General features: G+C 74.7%; 14 protein-coding genes. 4 read left to right on the top strand and 10 right to left on the bottom strand.

The features are described from left to right. Window positions 1-462: 462 nt before the first annotated feature. Complete coding sequence (locus tag ACFVUH_RS33965) at window positions 463-1,467, bottom strand: stage II sporulation protein M (protein WP_355373202.1); 1,005 nt, start codon at window positions 1,465-1,467, stop codon at window positions 463-465. A gap of 220 nt (window positions 1,468-1,687) precedes the next feature. Here ACFVUH_RS33965 and ACFVUH_RS33960 point away from each other — a divergent pair, with 220 nt between their 5' ends. Continuing rightward, window positions 1,688-2,626, top strand: a complete 939-nt coding sequence (locus ACFVUH_RS33960) for an RDD family protein (protein WP_387917333.1) — start codon at window positions 1,688-1,690, stop codon at window positions 2,624-2,626. Window positions 2,627-2,648: 22 nt separating this feature from the next. Here the strand turns inward: ACFVUH_RS33960 and ACFVUH_RS33955 are convergent, their stop codons facing one another. Continuing rightward, entirely contained in the window at window positions 2,649-3,302 is a 654-nt protein-coding gene (locus ACFVUH_RS33955) for a hypothetical protein (RefSeq protein ID WP_387917331.1), read from the bottom strand. A gap of 116 nt (window positions 3,303-3,418) precedes the next feature. Between ACFVUH_RS33955 and ACFVUH_RS33950 the strand changes: the two genes are divergently transcribed. Further along, entirely contained in the window at window positions 3,419-3,955 is a 537-nt protein-coding gene (locus ACFVUH_RS33950) for a SigE family RNA polymerase sigma factor (protein ID WP_387917329.1), read from the top strand. Next, a complete protein-coding gene (locus tag ACFVUH_RS33945) occupies window positions 3,952-5,070 on the top strand; it encodes a hypothetical protein (RefSeq protein WP_387917327.1) in 1,119 nt (372 codons plus the stop codon). The genes ACFVUH_RS33950 and ACFVUH_RS33945 overlap by 4 nt, the downstream gene beginning before the upstream one ends. Window positions 5,071-5,161: 91 nt before the next feature. Here ACFVUH_RS33945 and ahcY read toward each other — a convergent pair whose 3' ends face one another. The 6 genes from ahcY to ACFVUH_RS33915 all read right to left on the bottom strand — a co-directional run bounded on the left by ahcY (window position 5,162) and on the right by ACFVUH_RS33915 (window position 11,747). Next, window positions 5,162-6,610 carry an adenosylhomocysteinase gene (ahcY, locus tag ACFVUH_RS33940; protein ID WP_355373215.1) on the bottom strand — a complete coding sequence of 483 codons (1,449 nt, stop codon included), beginning with the start codon at window positions 6,608-6,610 and terminating at the stop codon, window positions 5,162-5,164. A gap of 322 nt (window positions 6,611-6,932) precedes the next feature. Next, on the bottom strand, window positions 6,933-7,910 hold the full coding sequence (locus ACFVUH_RS33935) for a cation diffusion facilitator family transporter (protein WP_355373217.1): 978 nt from the start codon (window positions 7,908-7,910) through the stop codon (window positions 6,933-6,935). Window positions 7,911-8,094: 184 nt separating this feature from the next. Then, a complete protein-coding gene (locus tag ACFVUH_RS33930) occupies window positions 8,095-9,399 on the bottom strand; it encodes an SIS domain-containing protein (protein WP_387917324.1) in 1,305 nt (434 codons plus the stop codon). 122 nt (window positions 9,400-9,521) lie between these two features. Next, window positions 9,522-9,704 carry a Trm112 family protein gene (locus ACFVUH_RS33925; RefSeq protein WP_355373223.1) on the bottom strand — a complete coding sequence of 61 codons (183 nt, stop codon included), beginning with the start codon at window positions 9,702-9,704 and terminating at the stop codon, window positions 9,522-9,524. A gap of 98 nt (window positions 9,705-9,802) precedes the next feature. Continuing rightward, window positions 9,803-11,185 (bottom strand): phosphomannomutase/phosphoglucomutase, encoded by a 1,383-nt coding sequence (locus ACFVUH_RS33920; RefSeq protein WP_355373226.1) that lies wholly within the window; start codon window positions 11,183-11,185, stop codon window positions 9,803-9,805. 196 nt (window positions 11,186-11,381) lie between these two features. Beyond that, a complete protein-coding gene (locus ACFVUH_RS33915) occupies window positions 11,382-11,747 on the bottom strand; it encodes a DUF3499 domain-containing protein (RefSeq protein WP_355373229.1) in 366 nt (121 codons plus the stop codon). A 164-nt stretch (window positions 11,748-11,911) separates the two neighbouring features. On the opposite strand from ACFVUH_RS33915, the gene ACFVUH_RS33910 reads away from it, so the two are divergent. Continuing rightward, window positions 11,912-12,364 (top strand): metallopeptidase family protein, encoded by a 453-nt coding sequence (locus ACFVUH_RS33910; protein WP_355373231.1) that lies wholly within the window; start codon window positions 11,912-11,914, stop codon window positions 12,362-12,364. Between the two features lie 62 nt (window positions 12,365-12,426). Here the strand turns inward: ACFVUH_RS33910 and ACFVUH_RS33905 are convergent, their stop codons facing one another. Both ACFVUH_RS33905 and ACFVUH_RS33900 read right to left on the bottom strand, forming a co-directional pair. Further along, window positions 12,427-14,112, bottom strand: coding sequence for a DUF5719 family protein (locus ACFVUH_RS33905; RefSeq protein WP_387917322.1), 1,686 nt, complete (start codon window positions 14,110-14,112; stop codon window positions 12,427-12,429). A 6-nt stretch (window positions 14,113-14,118) separates the two neighbouring features. Then, window positions 14,119-17,985, bottom strand: coding sequence for a glycosyltransferase (locus ACFVUH_RS33900; RefSeq protein ID WP_387917321.1), 3,867 nt, complete (start codon window positions 17,983-17,985; stop codon window positions 14,119-14,121). Window positions 17,986-18,137: the final 152 nt, after the last annotated feature.

Here is an 18,137-nt window from a genome sequence, read left to right as displayed (position 1 = left end):
CCAACCCCGAAACAAGTCCGAGGCCGGGGATGTCAACATATCTGGCGTTGACTTTTGGCACGCTGTTGAGTTCTCAAGGAACGGACGCTTCCTTCAGGCGGCTTTCACACCGGCCCTCCGGGCGCTTCGTTCTTTCGTGTTTCCAGCTTACCAGACGTTTTCCGCTCCGTTTTCCGGAGTTTCATTCATCCGATTCCCGCTGGGGGGATTTCCTTCAACTTCGCTCCGAAGCTTATCAAAGCTTTCGGTGTGCTCAGTTCCGGGATTTACCTTGTCGGAGAGGGCGTGCATTCGATGAAGCACACTCACCTCGACTCGGCGGTGTCGTAGACATTAACGCCCGAGCCTGGCTGTTGTCCAGCCGGTCCAACCGTTCAAACCTACTACCCCACCCCAACCACGTCAATGGTTTTGCCGGGATGCGAGAACAGTAGCAGCTCAGGGGCCTGTTGATCACATCGCTCAGGCCGCGACCGGCTGCAAGTCCGCCCGATCGGCCGCGTCCAGGTCACCGGTTTCTCCGGCCGCGGCGGCCTTTCGGCCCAACACCAGCGCATAGAACAGGAACGCCACCTCGGCGAGCACGCCGATGGTGATCCGGGCCCAGGTCGGCAGGCCGGACGGGGTCACGAACGCCTCCAGGACGCCCGACACTGCCAGCACCGTGGCCAGGCCGATGGCCATGCCGATGATCGAGCGGCCCTGTTCGGCGAGTGCGGTGGCGCGGGTGCGCGGGCCGGGGTCGACGATCGTCCAGCCGAGGCGCAGCCCCAGGCCGCCGGCGACGAAGACGGCGGTCAGCTCCAGCAGGCCGTGCGGGATGAGCAGGCCGAGGAAGGTGTCGAGCCGGCCGGCGGAGGCCATCAGCCCGACGCCGAGGCCGAGGTTGAGGACGTTGCTCAGCAGCACCCACAGCACCGGGAGGCCGAGCACCACGCCGTACAGCAGGCACTGCACGGCGATCCAGGCGTTGTTCGTCCAGACCTGGGCGGCGAAGGAACTCGCCGGACGGTCGGAGTAGTAGGTCTCGTACGCGCCGCCGGGCCTGGTCATCTCCCGCAGCTCGGCCGGCGCGGCCAGGCTGTTGCGGACCTCGGGGTGGCCGGCCACCCACCAGGCGACCAGCGCGGTGGCGAGCAGGGAGAGCACCGCCACCGGGATCCACCAGCGGCGCGAACGGTAGAGCGCGGCGGGGAAGCTCACCGTGTAGTAGCGCGCGACGTCCCGCCAGCCGCTGGTCCGGCTGCCGGTGACCGCGTCGCGGGCCCGCGAGACCAGGCTGGTCAGCCGGCCCTCGAGGGTCGGGTCGGGCGCGGCGGCCTGGACCTTGGCCAGGTGCCCGGTGACGCGCTGGTAGAGGGCGACGAGTTCGTCGGCCTCCTCGCCGGTCGGGCGTCGCTTCCTGGCGAGGGCGTCCAGCCGGGCCCACTCCCCCTGGTGGGTGGCGACGAAGACGTCCAGGTCCATGCGGCGGCTCCATGGTCGGCGCGGGGCGCGCGGTCGGGCGGTGCGGACAGGTGGGCCCAGCATGCCAGGGCCGGACGACGTGGAGACCGTCGGGACCTCCCTTCCCGGCGGGCTCCGCGGCCCCGTATGTTGACGGCAGCAGATCTCGGGATCGTGGGGGCCGATCCGCCGGATTCCCCGCCCACGGACCGCATACCACCGACGGGAACGGACGGGTGTCTTGAGCGACCTGGTGACGGGCGAGGCGGTCGTCCTCGGCCTGCGCGCGGCGAAGCTTCCGAGCCGGGGGCTGGCGATCGTCCTCGACCTCACCGTGCAGATCGCGGGGCTGGTGGCGACGACCCTGCTGCTGAGCCTGGTCCTGGTCGACCTGGACGGTGCGGCGGTCGCCGCCGTGACGATCGGACTGACCGTCTTCTTCCTGGTCGCGCTGCCGGTCATGATCGAGACCCTGACCCGGGGACGCTCGCTGGGCAAGGCCGCCCTGGGGCTCCGGGTGGTGCGCAGCGACGGCGGGCCGGTGCGGTTCCGGCACTCGCTGGTGCGCGGGCTGGTCGGCTTCCTGGAGATCATCGTGCTGTTCGGGGTCCCGGCGGTGGTCTGCTCGGTGGTGTCCTCGGAGGGCAAGCGGCTGGGCGACGTCTTCGCGGGGACGCTGGTGGTCCGCGAGCGGGTGCCCGGCGGGAGCGGCTCGGCGATCGCGCTGCCGCCGGTGAACCCGCAGCTGCTGCAGGCGATCGGCGGCGAGCTGGTCGCGCTGGACCTCTCCGCCGTGCCGGAGCCGCTCTGGCTGGCCATCCGGCAGTTCCTCGGGCGCATCGGCCAGCTGGACCAGGTCGTCGCCCACCAGATGTCCGCCCGGCTCGCGGACGACCTGGCGGCCCGTACCGGCCATCCGGTGCCGTACGGGGTGCACCCGGCGGCGTACCTGGGGGCGGTGCTGACCGAGCGCCAGCGGCGCGAGTGGAGCCGGGCGCAGGGGTACGCGGCCCAGCAGGCCCAGGCCGAGGCGCAGGCCCAGCGGCAGGCACATGCTCAGGCCCACGCTCAGGCCCACGCCCACCAGCAGGCCTGGGCGCCGACCCCGCCAGCCGCACCGGCGCCGCCCGCCCCGCCGACGCCCCCGGCCTCCGGCAGCGGCTTCGCCCCGCCCGCCTGATCCGTCAGCGCCGCCCGACGCGTCAGCCGTCCGCGCCCTCGCCGTAACCGAACTCCGCCGGCCACGGATTGGGCGGCGACTCCAGCTCCTCCAGCTCGACCCCGCCCGCCGCCAGCACCACGTCCCCGGCCAGGTGCACCACCTGCTGCTCGCCCGTCTCCAGGTCCGCCACCTGGTACCGCTCGACGACCAGCGGCCCCGAGTCCGTCGTATGCGTCTCGACGCCCTCCAGCAGCCAGCCCTGGTCGAAGGTGCGCGGCGCCAGCACCGGCTCGGTGAACGTGACCAGCCGCACCCGCGCGCTCGCCCCCTCCCGCAGCCGCAGCAGCCGCGCGGTGGCGACCAGGAACCCGGGCGAACGCCCGGTGAAGCCGTGGGCCCGGTCGTGCCCCTCCACCGCCTGCTCGCCGGCCGGGTCGGCCACGTCGGCCCGCACCCAGGCGACCCCGTCGACGGCGCCGCCGCGGACCTGCCAGCCGCCGGCGCGCAGCTCCATCCGCAGCGGCCGGGCGCGCGAGTCCAGGGTGAGGTCCACCGTGCCGAGGACGCGGCCGTCCGGTGCGTACGTCTTGGAGACGTACCGCCAGCCGGCCGGGCCGGGCGCGCAGCTGAACCGCTCCTCGCCGAGCAGGACGTGGTCGTGGGTGTCGTGGAGCGAGTACCGGCCGTTGGGCATGCCCGAAAGCCTACGTCCGGGATCTTTCGCGACCGGCATGCAACCTCCCCCCGACGGGCCGCATCAGGGAGGTGGGCGCTGCGAACCGAGGCATCGCCGGAAAGGAGATCCCATCGATGGCGAAGCAGACCCGCGAGGCCGAGTTCACGGAGTACGCCTCCGCGCGGAGCCCATGGCTGCGCAAGGTGGCCTATCTGCTGTGCGGTGACTGGCACCGCGCGGACGACCTCGTCCAGGAGACGGTCACCAAGCTCTACGTGCGCTGGGGCCGCATGTCCAAGGTGGAGAACATCGACGGCTACGTGCGGACGGTCCTCGTCAACACGTTCCTCGCCGAGCAGCGCTCGCCGTGGGGCCGCTGGTCGGCGCGCCGCCGGGAGGACACCCTCCCGGAACGGGCGGTGCCCGGCCCGGACCTGGACGTCTCGGTCGACCTCCGGGCCGCACTGTCCGCCCTGCCGCCCCGGCAACGGGCGACGGTGGTCCTGCGCTACTACTGCGACCTCACCGTCGAGCAGACCGCAGCCGCGATGGCGTGCTCCACCGGCAACGTCAAGAGCCAGACCTCCCGGGGCCTCGACGCGCTGCGTCGGCACCTCGACCGCGAGACCGCCGCAGCGGTGGCCGGTCCCTCCGAAAGGATCACCTCGTGAACGACCCGTACGACGGTTCCTCCCCGCTCAACGCGACCGAGCAGCGGCTGGCCGCCGAGCTCACCGCGCTGGCCGACTCCCCGGCGCCGACGGCCGCGGCCGACACCGCCTGGGCCGTCCGGACCGGCCGGTCCCGGCTGATGCGGCGGCGGCTGGCCGTGCTCGGCGCGGTGACGGCGGTGGCGGTCGGCGCCGCCACCCTGAACACCGCCTGGCCCGACGGCCGCTCGGGCTCCACCACCGTGGCGGCGGCCTCCGCCACCGCCGGCACCGCCGGGCTCCCGCTCGGCCCGGACACCGGCCGCGACCCGCTCGTGGTGCAGGGCACCTTCGGCCCGCTGCCCGCCGGTTTCGACACCGTCGTCTACAACAAGGGCTTCTCCGGGCAGCCGGGGATGTCGCAGGCCAAGGCCATCGGTCCGAAGCAGACGAACGCCACCGCCGACTTCAACCGCCAGCTGCTCTTCCTGACCGTCTACGCGCCCGGGGTCGAACCCTCGCTCGACTCCGGCGGTGCCGGACCCCGGTACCGGGTGGACACCGCCCCGGTGAACGGCAGGCCGGCGTACTGGGTCGGCAGCGCACCGGACAACCCGGCGGGCCTGGGCAGCGACTGGACGCTGCGCTTCCAAACCGCCGACGGCCGCTGGGCCCAGCTGCAGGCCTCGTACATGAGTGACGCGGACCAGGTCACGGACGTGGTGGTGCAGGTTGCCGCCGGGGTGCGGATCGAGCCGCAGGCGGTGGCCATGCCGTTCACGGTCAACGGCCTGCCCGCCGGCCTGACCCGGGCGGGAGCGAGCTTGGACTACGGTCCGGAGAGCGGCAACAACCGTGCCTGGGAGGCGTCCGTCATCTTCATGCTGGGCGACAAGTCGATCTCCCTGACGGCCGCGCCCGACACCGCCCCGACGCCTAGCCCGACCAACCCGTTCGGCTTCCCCGTCCAGGAACGGCCGCACAGCTGCCGGAGCTCCCAGGGCGTCAAGCTCTGCGTCGAGGCGATGGACGGGGAGGCGCCCTTCGCCTCGATCGGCGGCTTCGCCGGCCTGCTCGACCGGGTCACCTCGCTCGGCACCGACAAGAACGCCTGGACCACGGAGGTCATCCGCTGAACCCGCTCCGCGCACGCCGGTGGCCGGCACTCCCCGCGGGGAGTGCCGGCCACCGGCGTGCGTCGGCGCGGGGCCGATCGGTGTCACCGCATCAGTAGCGGTACTGCTCCGACTTGTACGGGCCCTCGACCGGGACGCCGATGTAGTCGGCCTGGTCCTGGGTGAGGGTGGTCAGCTTCACGCCCAGCGCGTCGAGGTGCAGGCGGGCGACCTTCTCGTCCAGGTGCTTCGGCAGCACGTAGACGCCGATCGGGTACTGCTCGGTCTTCGTGAACAGCTCGATCTGGGCGATCGTCTGGTTGGCGAAGGAGTTGGACATCACGAAGGACGGGTGGCCGGTCGCGTTGCCCAGGTTCAGCAGGCGGCCCTCGGAGAGCACGATGATGGTGCGGCCGTCGGCCTTGCGCCACTCGTGGACCTGCGGCTTGACCTCGGTCTTCACGACGCCCGGGAGCTTGCCGAGGCCGGCGATGTCGATCTCGTTGTCGAAGTGGCCGATGTTGCCGACGATGGCCTGGTGCTTCATCCGCGCCATGTGCGAGGCCAGGATGATGTCCTTGTTGCCGGTGGTGGTGATGAAGATGTCGGCGGTCTCGACGACGTCGTCCAGGGTGGCGACCTGGTAGCCGTCCATCGCGGCCTGCAGCGCGCAGATCGGGTCGATCTCGGTGACGATGACCCGGGCGCCCTGGCCGCGCAGCGACTCGGCGCAGCCCTTGCCGACGTCGCCGTAGCCGCAGACGACGGCGACCTTGCCGCCGATCAGGACGTCGGTGGCACGGTTGATGCCGTCGATCAGCGAGTGGCGGCAGCCGTACTTGTTGTCGAACTTCGACTTGGTGACCGAGTCGTTGACGTTGATCGCCGGGAACAGCAGCTTGCCGTCACGGTGCATCTCGTACAGGCGGTGGACGCCGGTGGTGGTCTCCTCGGTGACGCCCTTGATGGTGGCGGCGACCTCGGTCCACTTGTTCGGGGTCTCCACGAGCGTGCGGTTGAGCAGCTCGAGGATGATGCGGAACTCGTCGTTGTCGGCGGTGGACGGGTCCGGCGCGGCGCCGGCCTTCTCGAACTCGACGCCCTTGTGGATCAGCAGGGTGGCGTCACCGCCGTCGTCCAGGATCATGTTCGGGGTCTTGCCGTCCGGCCAGGTCAGCGCCTGCTCGGTGCACCACCAGTACTCCTCCAGGGTCTCGCCCTTCCAGGCGAAGACCGGCACGCCCTGCGGGTTCTCCGGGGTGCCCTCCGGGCCGACCGCGATGGCCGCGGCGGCGTGGTCCTGGGTGGAGAAGATGTTGCAGGAGCACCAGCGGACCTCGGCGCCGAGGGCGGTGAGGGTCTCGATGAGGACGGCGGTCTGCACGGTCATGTGCAGCGAGCCGGTGATCCGGGCGCCGGCCAGCGGCTGCGACTCGGCGTACTCGGCGCGGATCGCCATCAGGCCGGGCATCTCGTGCTCGGCGAGCTGGATCTCCTTGCGGCCGAACGGGGCCAGGGAAAGGTCGGCGACCTTGAAGTCACCGGTGGTGTCGGTCGACATGCGTCTGCTCCTCGCTGACGGGTGGGGCGTGGGCCGAGGTCCTGGAGTGCGTCACAACACGGCGGGCCGCGCGGGTGTGCGGCGACGCCGGGGCGCCCGGCCCGCGGCACGGTCGACCGGCGCGGCACGGATGCCCCGTTGCTCGGCACAAACCGTCGGAGGACCTCTCTCCCTCGACCGGCGCGCACCCCCTCGGGGGCGGGCCGCCGATCGACCGCCATCAGCAGCGACGTTCTGGCTCTGGGGACGAATCTACACCGACGGCCCCGGACGGCGGCCCGCTACGGCCGTTTTCGGCCTCCGCCCGGGGCGGCCGGGCACCTCAGTGCGCGCCGCCGGGAACGGGCCCGCCCGGCGTGGCGTACGGGTCGTCGCCCGCCGCTGCCTTCTCCGCGCTGTAGATGTCCGGCTCCAGGTAGATCACCCGGGCGATCGGCACCGCCCGCCGGACCCGCGCCTCGGCGGCGTCGATGGCCTCGGCGACCTCGGTGGCCGTCGAGTCGGCCGGGACGGCGATCTTGGCGGCGACCAGCAGCTCCTCCGGACCGAGGTGCAGGGTGCGCATGTGGATCACCTGGTCCACCGAGTCGTGGTCGACCAGCGCGTCCCGGATCCGGCCCACCACCTCGGGGTGCGCCGACTCGCCGAGCAGCAGCGAGCGGGTCTCGACCGCCAGCACGAACGCGATGACGACCAGCAGCAGGCCGATGCAGAGGGTGCCGACGCCGTCCCAGACGCCGTCCCCGGTGATCGCGGTCATCCCGACGCCGAACAGCGCCAGCACCAGACCGATCAGCGCGCCGCTGTCCTCCAGCAGCACGACCGGCAGCTCCGGTGCCTTGGCCCGGCGGATGTACGCCGACCAGCCGTGCGTCCCCTTATCCTTGCGGGCCTCGCGGAAGGCGGTGAAGAACGACCAGCCCTCCAGCGCGACGGCGAACACCAGCACGCCCACCGGCCAGTACCAGTTGTCCAGCTCGTGCGGGTGGGCGATCTTCTCGTAGCCCTCGTAGAGCGCGAACATGCCGCCGAGGCTGAACAGCACGATCGACACCAGGAACGCGTAGATGTACCGCTCGCGCCCGTAGCCGAACGGGTGCTCGGGGGTGGCGGCCCGCTGCGCCCGCTTGCCGCCGACCAGCAGCAGCACCTGGTTGCCGGAGTCGGCCAGCGAGTGGACGCCCTCGGCGAGCATCGAGGAGGAGCCGGAGAAGGCGAAGGCCACGAACTTGCTCACCGCGATGCCCACGTTCGCGGTCAGCGCCGCGACCAGCGCCTTGGTACCGCCTTCGGTACTCATGCTCGGAAGGTCCCTCCGTCGGGGGCCGTCCGCGCGGCCCGTACCCGGTCGTCCGGTGTCCCGGTCGTCGTCGACCGCATACGGTACCGGGCCGCCCGCCGACGGCCCGTGACGACCGGTCCGGTACGTGGTCCGGGACGGCCCGCCCGGGACCCGCTCCCGGGGCCCGGTCCGGGACGGCGGCTCAGGACTGTGCGGCGGCGAGGCCCAGGTAGACGGCGGCGAAGTCGGTGAGCGCCACCAGGTCGGCCAGCGCGTGCAGCGGGTCGGCGCGGTGGCTGGCGTACTCGGTGAGCCGGACGTCGTGCGCGGCGGCGAGCCGGTGCGCCCGGACGGCGCCGAAGCTGCGCGCACCGGCGTCGTCGGCCGGCACCTCGGTGGGGCCGGCGTCCGCCTCCCCCGCCGCGTCCGGGCCGGACGGCCCGGCACCGGACGACGCCTCGCCGGGGACGTGCCGCAGCAGCAGGACCTGGAGGTGCAGCGGGTCCGGCTCCTCGACCCGGTCACGGAAGAAGTCGTCGGGGTCGGCGCCCGCGCCGAGCTGCCCGGTGAACATGCCGCGGTGCGCGGTCAGCGCCTGCGGCAGCAGGCCCGCCAGCGCGGGACGCCCGGCCCGGTCGGCGAGCTGGGCGGCGAACCGGGCCACCGCCGCGCCGGCCACCGGGCCCTCGGCCCAGAGCAGCGGGACGGTCCCGGCCAGCCGGGCGGCCAGCCCCTTCGCCGGGTTGGTGTACGCGGCGGCGTCCGGCCGGCAGCGGACGGCGGTGGCGTCCAGCAGGTCGGCGGTGAGCGGCAGCGCGTCGTAGGCCAGCTGGGTGACGCCGAGCTTCTGGGTGAGCGCGAGCAGCGGGGCGAGGTGGGCCCAGAGCGCCGCCGGGTCCTCGGCGGGCAGGTCCGGCTCGGCGCCGTGGCCTGCCGCGCCACCGGTGTCGCCGGGCGTACCCGGCTCGGCGGCCTCGACGGCGGACGGTACGAAGGGCAGCGGCAGGGCGCGGACCTGCCGGGCGGCCTCGGCGAGCGGGCTGTCCTCGGGCGCGGTGACGACGATCGCGCAGCCGCGCGCGTAGGCCTGCTCGGCGAGCGCGACCAGGCCCCGTTCGCCGCCGTCGGCGGAACTGATCACCAGCAGGTCGAGCGGGCCCGCCCAGCCGGGGAGCTGCCAGGCCAGGCCGGCGGTGAAGGCGGCCGGGGCGGTGGCGCGGTCGGGGCGCGGGACGGGAGCGGCGTCGACGGGCGGCAGCGGGGCGATCAGGCCGGCCGTCCCGGCCAGGGCGGCCAGCATCTCGCCGGCGGTCAGCGCGCTGCCGTGCCCGGCGACCAGGACGGCGCGCGGGCGGCCGTCGGGGCGCAGCCGGTCCAGCCCGGCGGCGTCGGCGAGCCGCAGGGCGGTGCGGACCCGGGCGCCGGAGCCGGCGAGGGCGAGCAGCGCGCGGTCGTGGTCGGCGCGCTGGAGGGCGGCCGGGTCGTCGAGCAGGGTGTCGTCGAGCATGCGGCGGGCCTCCGGCTGGTGGCTGGGCGCTGAGGACGGCGGACGGCGGACGGCGGACGGCGGACGCGGCGGGGGCCGGTCCAGGGCGGTGTCCGGTCGGGGCGGAGCTGCCCCGTCCAGGATCAGGCCGGTCGGCGGGCCTCGTCCACCAGCAGGACCGGAATGCCGTCGCGCACCGGGTAGACGAGGCCGCAGTCCTGGCCGGTGCAGACCAGCTCCGGCTGCTCCTCGGTGCCGCCCTCGGTGAGCGCGGCCCGGCACTGCGGGCAGACCAGGATCTCCAGCAGGAAGGATTCGAGCTTCATGGCGTTCGGTCTCCGGTCTCGGTGCGGGCGGTTCGGCGGCGGCACGGCGGTGCCCCGGCCGGAGGAAACCCTACCGGCCGGGGCATCGGGGCCGGACGTCAGGCGCGGACGAGGGCCAGCACGCCGTCGCGCAGCTCGGCCATCTTCGCCGGGTCCTTGGCCTCGACGTTCAGGCGCAGCAGCGGCTCGGTGTTGGAGGCGCGCAGGTTGAACCACCAGTCCGGCCCGGCCACGGTGAGGCCGTCCAGCTCGTCGACGGTGGTGCCCTCGACGGCGAAGGCGGCGCGGACGGCGGCGGTGCGGCCGGCCTGGTCGGCGACGGTGCTGTTGATCTCGCCGGAGGCGGCGTACCGGTCGTACTCGGCGGTGAGCTCGGAGAGGGTGCCGGGCTGCCCGCCGAGGGCGGCCAGCACGTGCAGCGCGGCGAGCATGCCGGTGTCGGCGCGCCAGAAGTCGCGGAAGTAGTAGTGCGCGGAGTGCTCGCCGCCGAAGACGGCGTCGGTGACGGCCATCTCCTGCTTGATGAAGGAGTGGCCGACGCGGGTGCGCACGGGCGTGCCGCCGAGCTCGCGGACCACCTCGGGGACGGTCCAGGAGGTGATCAGGTTGTGGATGATCGTCGGCTCGGCCTCGCCGGCGGCCTTGGCGCGGGCGATCTCGCGGGCGGCGACCAGCGCGGTGATGGCCGACGGGGAGACCGGCTCGCCGCGCTCGTCGACGACGAAGCAGCGGTCGGCGTCGCCGTCGAAGGCGAGGCCGAGGTCGGCGCCGACCTCGCGGACCCGGGCCTGCAGGTCGACCAGGTTCTTCGGGTCGAGCGGGTTGGCCTCGTGGTTGGGGAAGGTGCCGTCCAGCTCGAAGTACATCGGGACGAGCTCGATCGGCAGGCCGTCGAAGACGGTGGGCACGGTGTGGCCGCCCATGCCGTTGCCGGCGTCGACGACGACCTTGAGCGGGCGGATCGCGGTGAGGTCGACCAGGCCGAGCAGGTGGTCGGCGTAGCCGCGCAGGGTCTCCCGCTCGGAGAGGGTGCCCGGGGCGACGTCGCGGGCCGGGACGGTGACGGTGTCGTCCGCGCCGGTCCAGGACTCGACCAGCTCGCGGATCTCGGCGAGGCCGGTGTCCTGGCCGACCGGGGCGGCACCCGCCCGGCAGAGCTTGATGCCGTTGTACTGGGCCGGGTTGTGGCTGGCGGTGAACATCGCGCCGGGCAGGTCGAAGGCGCCGCTGGCGTAGTACAGCTGGTCGGTCGAACAGAGGCCGATCCGCACGACGTCGGCGCCGTAGCCGGCCGCGCCCTCGGCGAAGGCCAGGCTCAGCGACGGGGAGGAGGGGCGCATGTCGTGGCCGACCACGATCGCGGTCGCTCCGGTGACCTGCACGAACGCGGCGCCGAAGGCGCGGGAGAGGCTCTCGTCCCACTGGTCCGGGACGACGCCCCGTACGTCGTACGCCTTCACGAGCTGCTTGAGGTCGCGCACTGCGGCTCCACCCTGGTTCTGTGTCTGATCGGCGAACGCGCCGGCGGCCTGGCCGGCGGGCTGGTCGCCCCGTGGTCACGATAGGTCCGGGCAGGGCGAAGGCCGCTACCCGGTAGGGGGGAGCGTACCCGGGCCGGCGGAACGGTTCGTGCGGGGGCGGGAGCGGGGCGCGGGCGGGAGCCGGACCGGGCGCGGGTCAGTTGTCGGGCGAGCGGAGCACCCGCAGGTGGCCGCGGCGGCTGCCCTCGATGGACTCGCCCTGGGGGGCGCGGCCCTGACGCGGGGTCGGCGGGCGGGCGGCCTCACGGACGGCGTTGGCGAGCGCCTCCAGGTCGTCGCTGCTGCGGCGCAGCGGCCCGGCCTCGGCCGCGAGCCGGACCACCTCCCAGCCGCGCGGGGCGGTGAGGCGCTCGGCGTGCTCGGCGCACAGGTCGTAGCAGTGCGGCTCGGCGTAGGTGGCGAGCGGTCCGAGAACGGCGGTGGAGTCCGCGTAGACGTACGTCAGCGTCGCGACGGCCGGACGGCCGCACGCGGTCCGCGAACAACGACGTACAGAGCTCACGAGGGTGGACGGTACAGCACTCCCTGCCGGGGAGCGAAGACCGCCTGTCCGGAGGGGGTGCCGTGTCGTCGCCCGCGCGCCGCCCGGTCGCTCCGCTCGCCCCGGGCGAACAGCTGCGGGGGTGGTCCACTTCCTGGCGTCCAAGGACTACTCTCGGCAGTGATATGGACAGCTCCGCACCGCAGTCATCGACGGGTCCCTCACGCCGCCCGCGGCACCGTGACCGGCACGGCCGGGGTCTGCGCGGCCCGTTGGCGCCGCCGCAGGTCCCGATCTCGCTCACCCGCTCCGAGTTGTTCGACGACTACGTGCGCGAGTCGGTGGAGCGGCTGGAGCGGCGCTGGCCGCAGCTGATCGAGGTCGAGTTCGCCGTCCAGGAGGTGCCGCTGCACGAGCAGGACGGCACCGATCCGGACGGCGGGGTGCCGCTGGGCCGGGTGTCGCCGGGCCGGCAGGGCCGCAAGAGCCAGATCGTGGTGTACCGGCGGCCGGTGGAGATCCGGGCGAAGTCGCGGGAGGACCGCGCGGCGCTGGTGCACGAGATCCTGATCGAGCAGGTGGCGGAGCTGCTGGGGCTCTCCCCCGACGCGATCGACCCGCGCTACGACGAGGACTGAGCGGAACGCCGGAGGGGCCGCACCCGTGATCGGGTGCGGCCCCTCCGGCGTTGCGGGCGCGTTCAGCGCAGGACCACGCCCGGGTCCTGGGCGGCCCGCGGGACCTTGACGCTGGAGCGGTCGTCGCGCAGCGCCTGGACGGTGAACATCGGCACGTCCTTGGTGGTGATCGCGAGCATCCGGGCGGCGACGACCGGGCCGCCGGAGACGGTCTCCACGGTGAGCGCGTAGCTCCCGTTGAGTCCGGCGGGCTCGGGCGCCGGGAGGGCGACCGTGCCGCCGGCCGGCAGCTGGACCTCCTTGGTGGCGGGGGTGCCGCCACCGGTGCCGGCCGAGGCGGTGACCCGGACGGTCGCGGCCTCGCCGGTGGAGGTGAGGAAGAGCGTGGACGCGCCGCCGCCCCGGTTGTCGGCGACGGTGGCGCGGGCGCCGACCGGCACCGTGCCGGTCAGCCAGGCCGCGTCGGACTTGCCGTTGGCGGCGGCGCGGTCGACCCGCAGGCCGGCCACCACCGGGGTGGGGTGCTTGTCGTCGCTGGGCGACACCCGCAGGCCGGCGACCTCGTCGCGGGTCACCTTGCCGAGGTCGACGGCCGCCACCATGCCGGCCTTGACGTGGATCGACTCGTTGCCGGCCGGGGTGAACCAGCCGTTCTTGCCGGAGAGCTCGATCTTGAGGTCGGCGTCGTCCTCCGGCGGGGCCCAGACGACCAGGCGGGCGGCCGTGGTGTCGGCGGGCAGGCCGGGCAGCACCTGGACGGGCGCCGGGTCGGCGGAGGCGGGCACCCAGTCGGCGCCCTTGTTGCCGTCGGCGGCGTGCAGGGCGGCGCCGACCCGGCCGCTGCGGGCGACCACGTGCACGGCGAGGTCGGCGACCTGGCCCTTGCTGAGGGTGGGCAGCAGCACCGACTGCGAGCTGCCGGGGGCGATGGTGATGCCGTTGGCGGCGTCGTTCTCGATCAGGCCCTTGTCGCCGTAGAGCTTGAGGTCGACCACGGCGGCGCTGGACTCGGTGTTGACCAGGCTGATGTAGTCGGTGCGGCCCTCGGCGGTGGAGGCGCCGGCGAACCAGAAGCCGGTGCCGGCGGGCGCGCAGGTGATCCCGGACAGGCCCAGGCCGCGCTGCTCGGTGACGGTGGTGGTCTGGGTGACGGTGAAGCCGGGGGCGAGCGCGCCGGTGGCGACGGCCCCGGAACCGGGGGCGATGTCGCCGTTGGCGGCGGGGGCGGTCACCGGGGTGCCGGGCTTGGCCAGGGTGAGCCGGGCGTCGGTCGGGGCGGTGTCCTTGTCCACGGCCGCGGCGGCGGTGGGGGCCGCGGGCGCGGGCGCGCCGGTGGCGGCCGGGGTCGCGGGTGCGCCGCTCGGGGCGGCGGGCGGGGCGGCGGGCGCGGCCGCGTCGGAGAGCCAGCCCGCGCCGCCGGTGGCCTCGCCGGCGCCCGGCGGGGTGTAGGCGGTGAGGCTGGTGGAGCCGGTGAGGCCCTGGAGCGGCATCGGGCAGACCGCGGTGCTCCGCTCGACCTGCGCCGAGGTGGCGGTGGCCGCGTCGGTGCGGGCCGGGGCGGCCGGCGGGCGGAGCTCGGCGATGCCGACCACCGCCGCGAGCACCACGGCCGCGGCCAGCAGCGACTGGGTGGTCTTCGCCGCACCCGAGCCCTTCGGCGCGGGGGCGCCGCCGGGGGCCCCGGCGGGCTCGGCCGCGGGGGCGGTGTCCGGCGCGGCGGACTTCTTCCTGAAGGCGGGCTTCTTCATCGCGGGTCAGCTCCCCGATCCGTGGTGGTGCGGGTACCGGCCCGGGCCGTTCGGGTCGTGGGGCTCGTTCGGGTCCGGCTGCTCGTAGTAGGGCTCGGCCTGCTGCTGGCCCGGCACCCACGGCTGCTGGCCGGTCGGCTGGGCGGCCTGCTGGTAGGGGTCGTAGCCGTACTGCTGGTCCGCCGGGTACGGCGGGTAGCCCTGCTGCTGGTAGCCGTCCTGGCCGCCGTAGCCCTGGCCGCCGTACGGCGCGCCCACCGGCTGCTGGGCCGCGTACGGGTCGTAGCTGTACGGGTCGGCCTGCGGGTACGCCTGGTACGGGTCGGTGTACGGCTCGGCCTCCTGCGCGGCGGCGGCCGCCTGGACCGCTCCGGCCACCGGCTCGGCGGCGGACTGCGCCGGGATGGCGCCCGGCCGGCCCTCGTACACCCCGGTCTCCGGTTCGTCGGTGTCCGGGACCGGGCTCTCGGCGCCCTCGCCGCGCTCGGCCATCCGGCGGGCCCGGCGGCTGCCGGGGGCCGGGGCCTGCGCCTGGGCGGCGGCGGCCAGTGCGGCGGCCTCGACCACGTCCTCGGGCAGGTCGTCGTCCTTGTGGTTGCGCCGGCCGGGCAGGGCCAGCACCAGCACGGTCAGGCCGAGCAGCAGCTGGGCCCAGATCCATCCGGTGTGCAGCAGGCTGCCCTCCCGGGTGACCAGCAGCTTGCCACCGCCGGCCGGGAGCTTGAAGCCCTGCGCCCAGCCGTCGACGGTGACCGGCTCCAGGGCGGTGCCGTCCAGGGTCGCCTTCCACTCCGGGGCGGCGGACTCGGCCAGCCGCAGCACCCGGCCCTCGGGGCCGGCCGGCAGGGTGGTGTCCAGGTCGCGCTCACCGGCCGGGACGACCACCGGGACGGTGCCCGGGGCGGTGATCAGCGCGCGGGTGGCGGGGGTGCCGTCGACCTGCCAGAGCGCGGCGCCGCCGTCCTGGTTGGCCTTGACCAGGCCGGGGGTGGTGTCCAGGACGTCCTTGAAGACGCCGATCAGCGGCTGGTCGACCAGTACGTAGGCGATGCCGTAGCGGGAGAGCGCGCCCGCCTGGTCGGCGCCGGAGCCGGCCAGCAGGCTGCCGACCGTGCGGTCCAGGCCGGCCGTGGTGCCGGTGGCCGGGTCGACGGTGGACTCGGCCTGGCCGAGCGTCAGACCGGCGCCGCGGACCACGGTGTAGCCGACCGAGCCGCCCTTCGGGTCGCCGGTGACGACCAGGGTGCGGGAGCGGTCGGTGGTACCGGCCTGCTCGGCGATGAACGCGGGCACCTGGGCGCCGCGGCCGCGGTGCAGCGGACCGTCGGCGCCGGTGACGGCCCACCAGAGGCCGGTGCCCAGCGGGGCGAGCACGGCGGCCGCCACCACCAGGGCGGCGACCGGCTGGCGCCAGCCGAAGGCGATGCCGGCCACTCGGGCGTTGGCGCCGTCGGCGCCGATCGCGGCGGCGGCGAGCAGGGCCACGCCGGCCAGCAGGGTGGCGGGGCCGGACCACGCGGGTACGGCCGGTCCGCCGGAGGCCGGGGTCACCGAGGTGCCGGCCACCGCGACGGCGAAGACCAGTCCGGCACCGGCGGCGCCCCAGGCGGCGAGCACGGCGCGGCGGCGGTCGGCGCGCAGCAGGGCGGCCAGCGCGGCGAGCACCACACCGGCGGAGAGCCACACCGGCGGCACGCCGGCGCCGCCCGGGTTGACCAGGAGCAGCCCGGCGGCGGTCGGGCCGGCGCCGTGCAGGCCGGGCAGACCGGCTTCGAGCAGCAGTCGCTGCGGGTGCGTCAGCACCTGGATCGACCAGGGCGCGAGCACGCCGACCGGCACCGCGAGGATCACCAGGACACGCAGGCCGAGCAGCCGCAGCGCCGTGACGCCGGAGCCGAAGGCGCCGCCGCGGACCACCGCGGTGACCAGCATGGCCAGGCAGAGCGGAACGGCCAGCGCCCAGATCAGCGGGACGAAGGCGGTGGCCAGGGTGAGCAGCAGGACGGTCATCCAGGCGGGCCGCCAGCCGGGGCGGGCGCCCTTGGCGGCGCTCTCGTCCCGGATGCCGAGGCCGGCGGTGATCGCGGCGGCGCGGGCCAGCGGCGGCAGCAGCACGGCCAGCACGGCGGTGCCGATCCGGCCCTGGGCGAGCGCGCCGGTGGCGGCGGGCAGCAGCGCGTAGGTGGCGCTGGCCCAGGCGCGGACCAGCTTGGAGTCGATCAGCGGCCGGGAGACCAGGTAGGCGCTGACGGCGGAGAGCGGCACGGCGAGGACGACCAGCAGGGTGACCGCGAGGTCGGCATGGTCGAACAGCAGCCAGGAGAGGATGGACAGCACCGCGAGGTAGGGCGGCGAGGCGGCGGTGGAGCCGGTGCCGACGGGGTGCCAGGCGTCGGCGTACATCGACCAGAGCCCGGCCGCGCCGTCGCTGGCGGGCAGCAGGGCGCCGCCGAACAGGGCGTCGGCGCCGAGCAGGCCGCGGCAGGCGACCAGGGCGAACACCAGCAGGGCGGCGAACAGCACCGGGGCGGGGCGCCGGACGAGCTTCTTGACCAGCGCGAACTGCTCGACGACCAGGTCCTCGGCGTCCTCGTCGCCGCCGGCCTCGGCGGTGCCGTGCCTGCCGGCGCCGGCGTCGTCGCCGCCCCCTATGCCGAGCGAGCCGACGACGCCCTCGACGGCGAGCCGGGCGGTGGCGCCGGGTGCGGGGAAGAGCGTGCGGTCGTCCAGGGCGTCGGCGGCGCGGCTGCGGGCGCGGCGCTTGCGGGCGGCCAGCAGCCGGGGCAGCCGGACGAGTTCGTGGCCGAGGCCGGCGAGTTCGTCGAAGGCCTGCTTGGGGTCCTTGCCGAGCAGGTTGGCAACCACCCGCAGCAGGGTGCCGAGCACCAGCCGCAGCAGGACGTAGGGGAAGAGCGCGCCCTTGGAGTTGGCGAGCAGGGTGTAGACGGCGCCGGCCTTGTCCACCCGGTGCGGGTGGGCGGGGCCGCAGTCGATCGCGCGGCGCTCGCGGCTGGCGGCCTCGGCGTGCCGGAGCACGGCGTCCGGGGCGACCACGACGCGGTGGCCGGCGGCGTTGACCCGCCAGCAGAAGTCGGTGTCGTCGCGCATCAGCGGCAGCGCCCGGTCGAAGCCGCCGAGCTCCTCGAAGACGTCGCGGCGCACCAGCATGCCGGCGGTGGAGACGGCGAGCACCGGGCGGACCTGGTCGTGCTGGCCCTGGTCCTGCTCGCGCCGGTCGAGGCCGGTCCAACGGCGGCCGGAGCGGGCGATGCTGACGCCGACCTCCAGCAGCTGCCGGCGGTCGTACCAGCTGCGCAGCTTGGGACCGACGACGGCGGCGCTGGGGGTGGAGTCGGCGACCTGGAGCAGCCGGCGCAGCGCGTCGGTCTGCGGTTCGCAGTCGTCGTGCAGCAGCCAGAGCCACTCGACGGGCCGTGTCTCCCGGGGGCCGCCGCGGCCGAGGTCGTCCTGCTCGCCGAGCGGGTCGCCGAAGTCGTCCCAGCCGCCGGTGACCGGGTCGTAGCCGGAGGGGTCGAGCCGGTAGGGCAGGTCCTCGGCGCGCAGCGGAGGGCTGTTGAAGACGGCCTCGCCGACGGCGGTGCCGAAGCCGGCCCGGCGGCCGAGGACGGTCGGGCCGCTCTCCGGGAGCCAGTCGGCGAGGGTCTCGGCGAGCAGGCGCGGGGAGTCGTCGGTGGAGCCGGTGTCGACGGCGAGCACACGCTGCACCGGGCGGTCCTGGCCGAGCAGGCCGGCGAGGGCCTGGGGCAGCCAGCGGGCGCCGTCGTGCGAGACGATCACGGCGGTGACCAGATGGCGCGGGTAGGCGGGCGGCCTGCTGGAGGAGAGGCCGCTCTGGTGGCTGTAGACGGTCATCGCGTGCGCGGGCCCCAGTTCTCGGTGGACACAGCCGGTGAACGGCAACCGGATGGCGCACCACACTAACGGCTCCGGGTTGCGGCTCCGTCCACGGCGTCCGTCCCGGGTGCCCGGCCGGGAACGCGAAAGCGCCTCACCAAGGGTGGTGA

The organism is Kitasatospora sp. NPDC058032 (assembly GCF_042885845.1).
Lineage (GTDB): Bacteria > Actinomycetota > Actinomycetes > Streptomycetales > Streptomycetaceae > Kitasatospora.
This window is presented reverse-complemented; position numbering and strand designations above follow the sequence as displayed.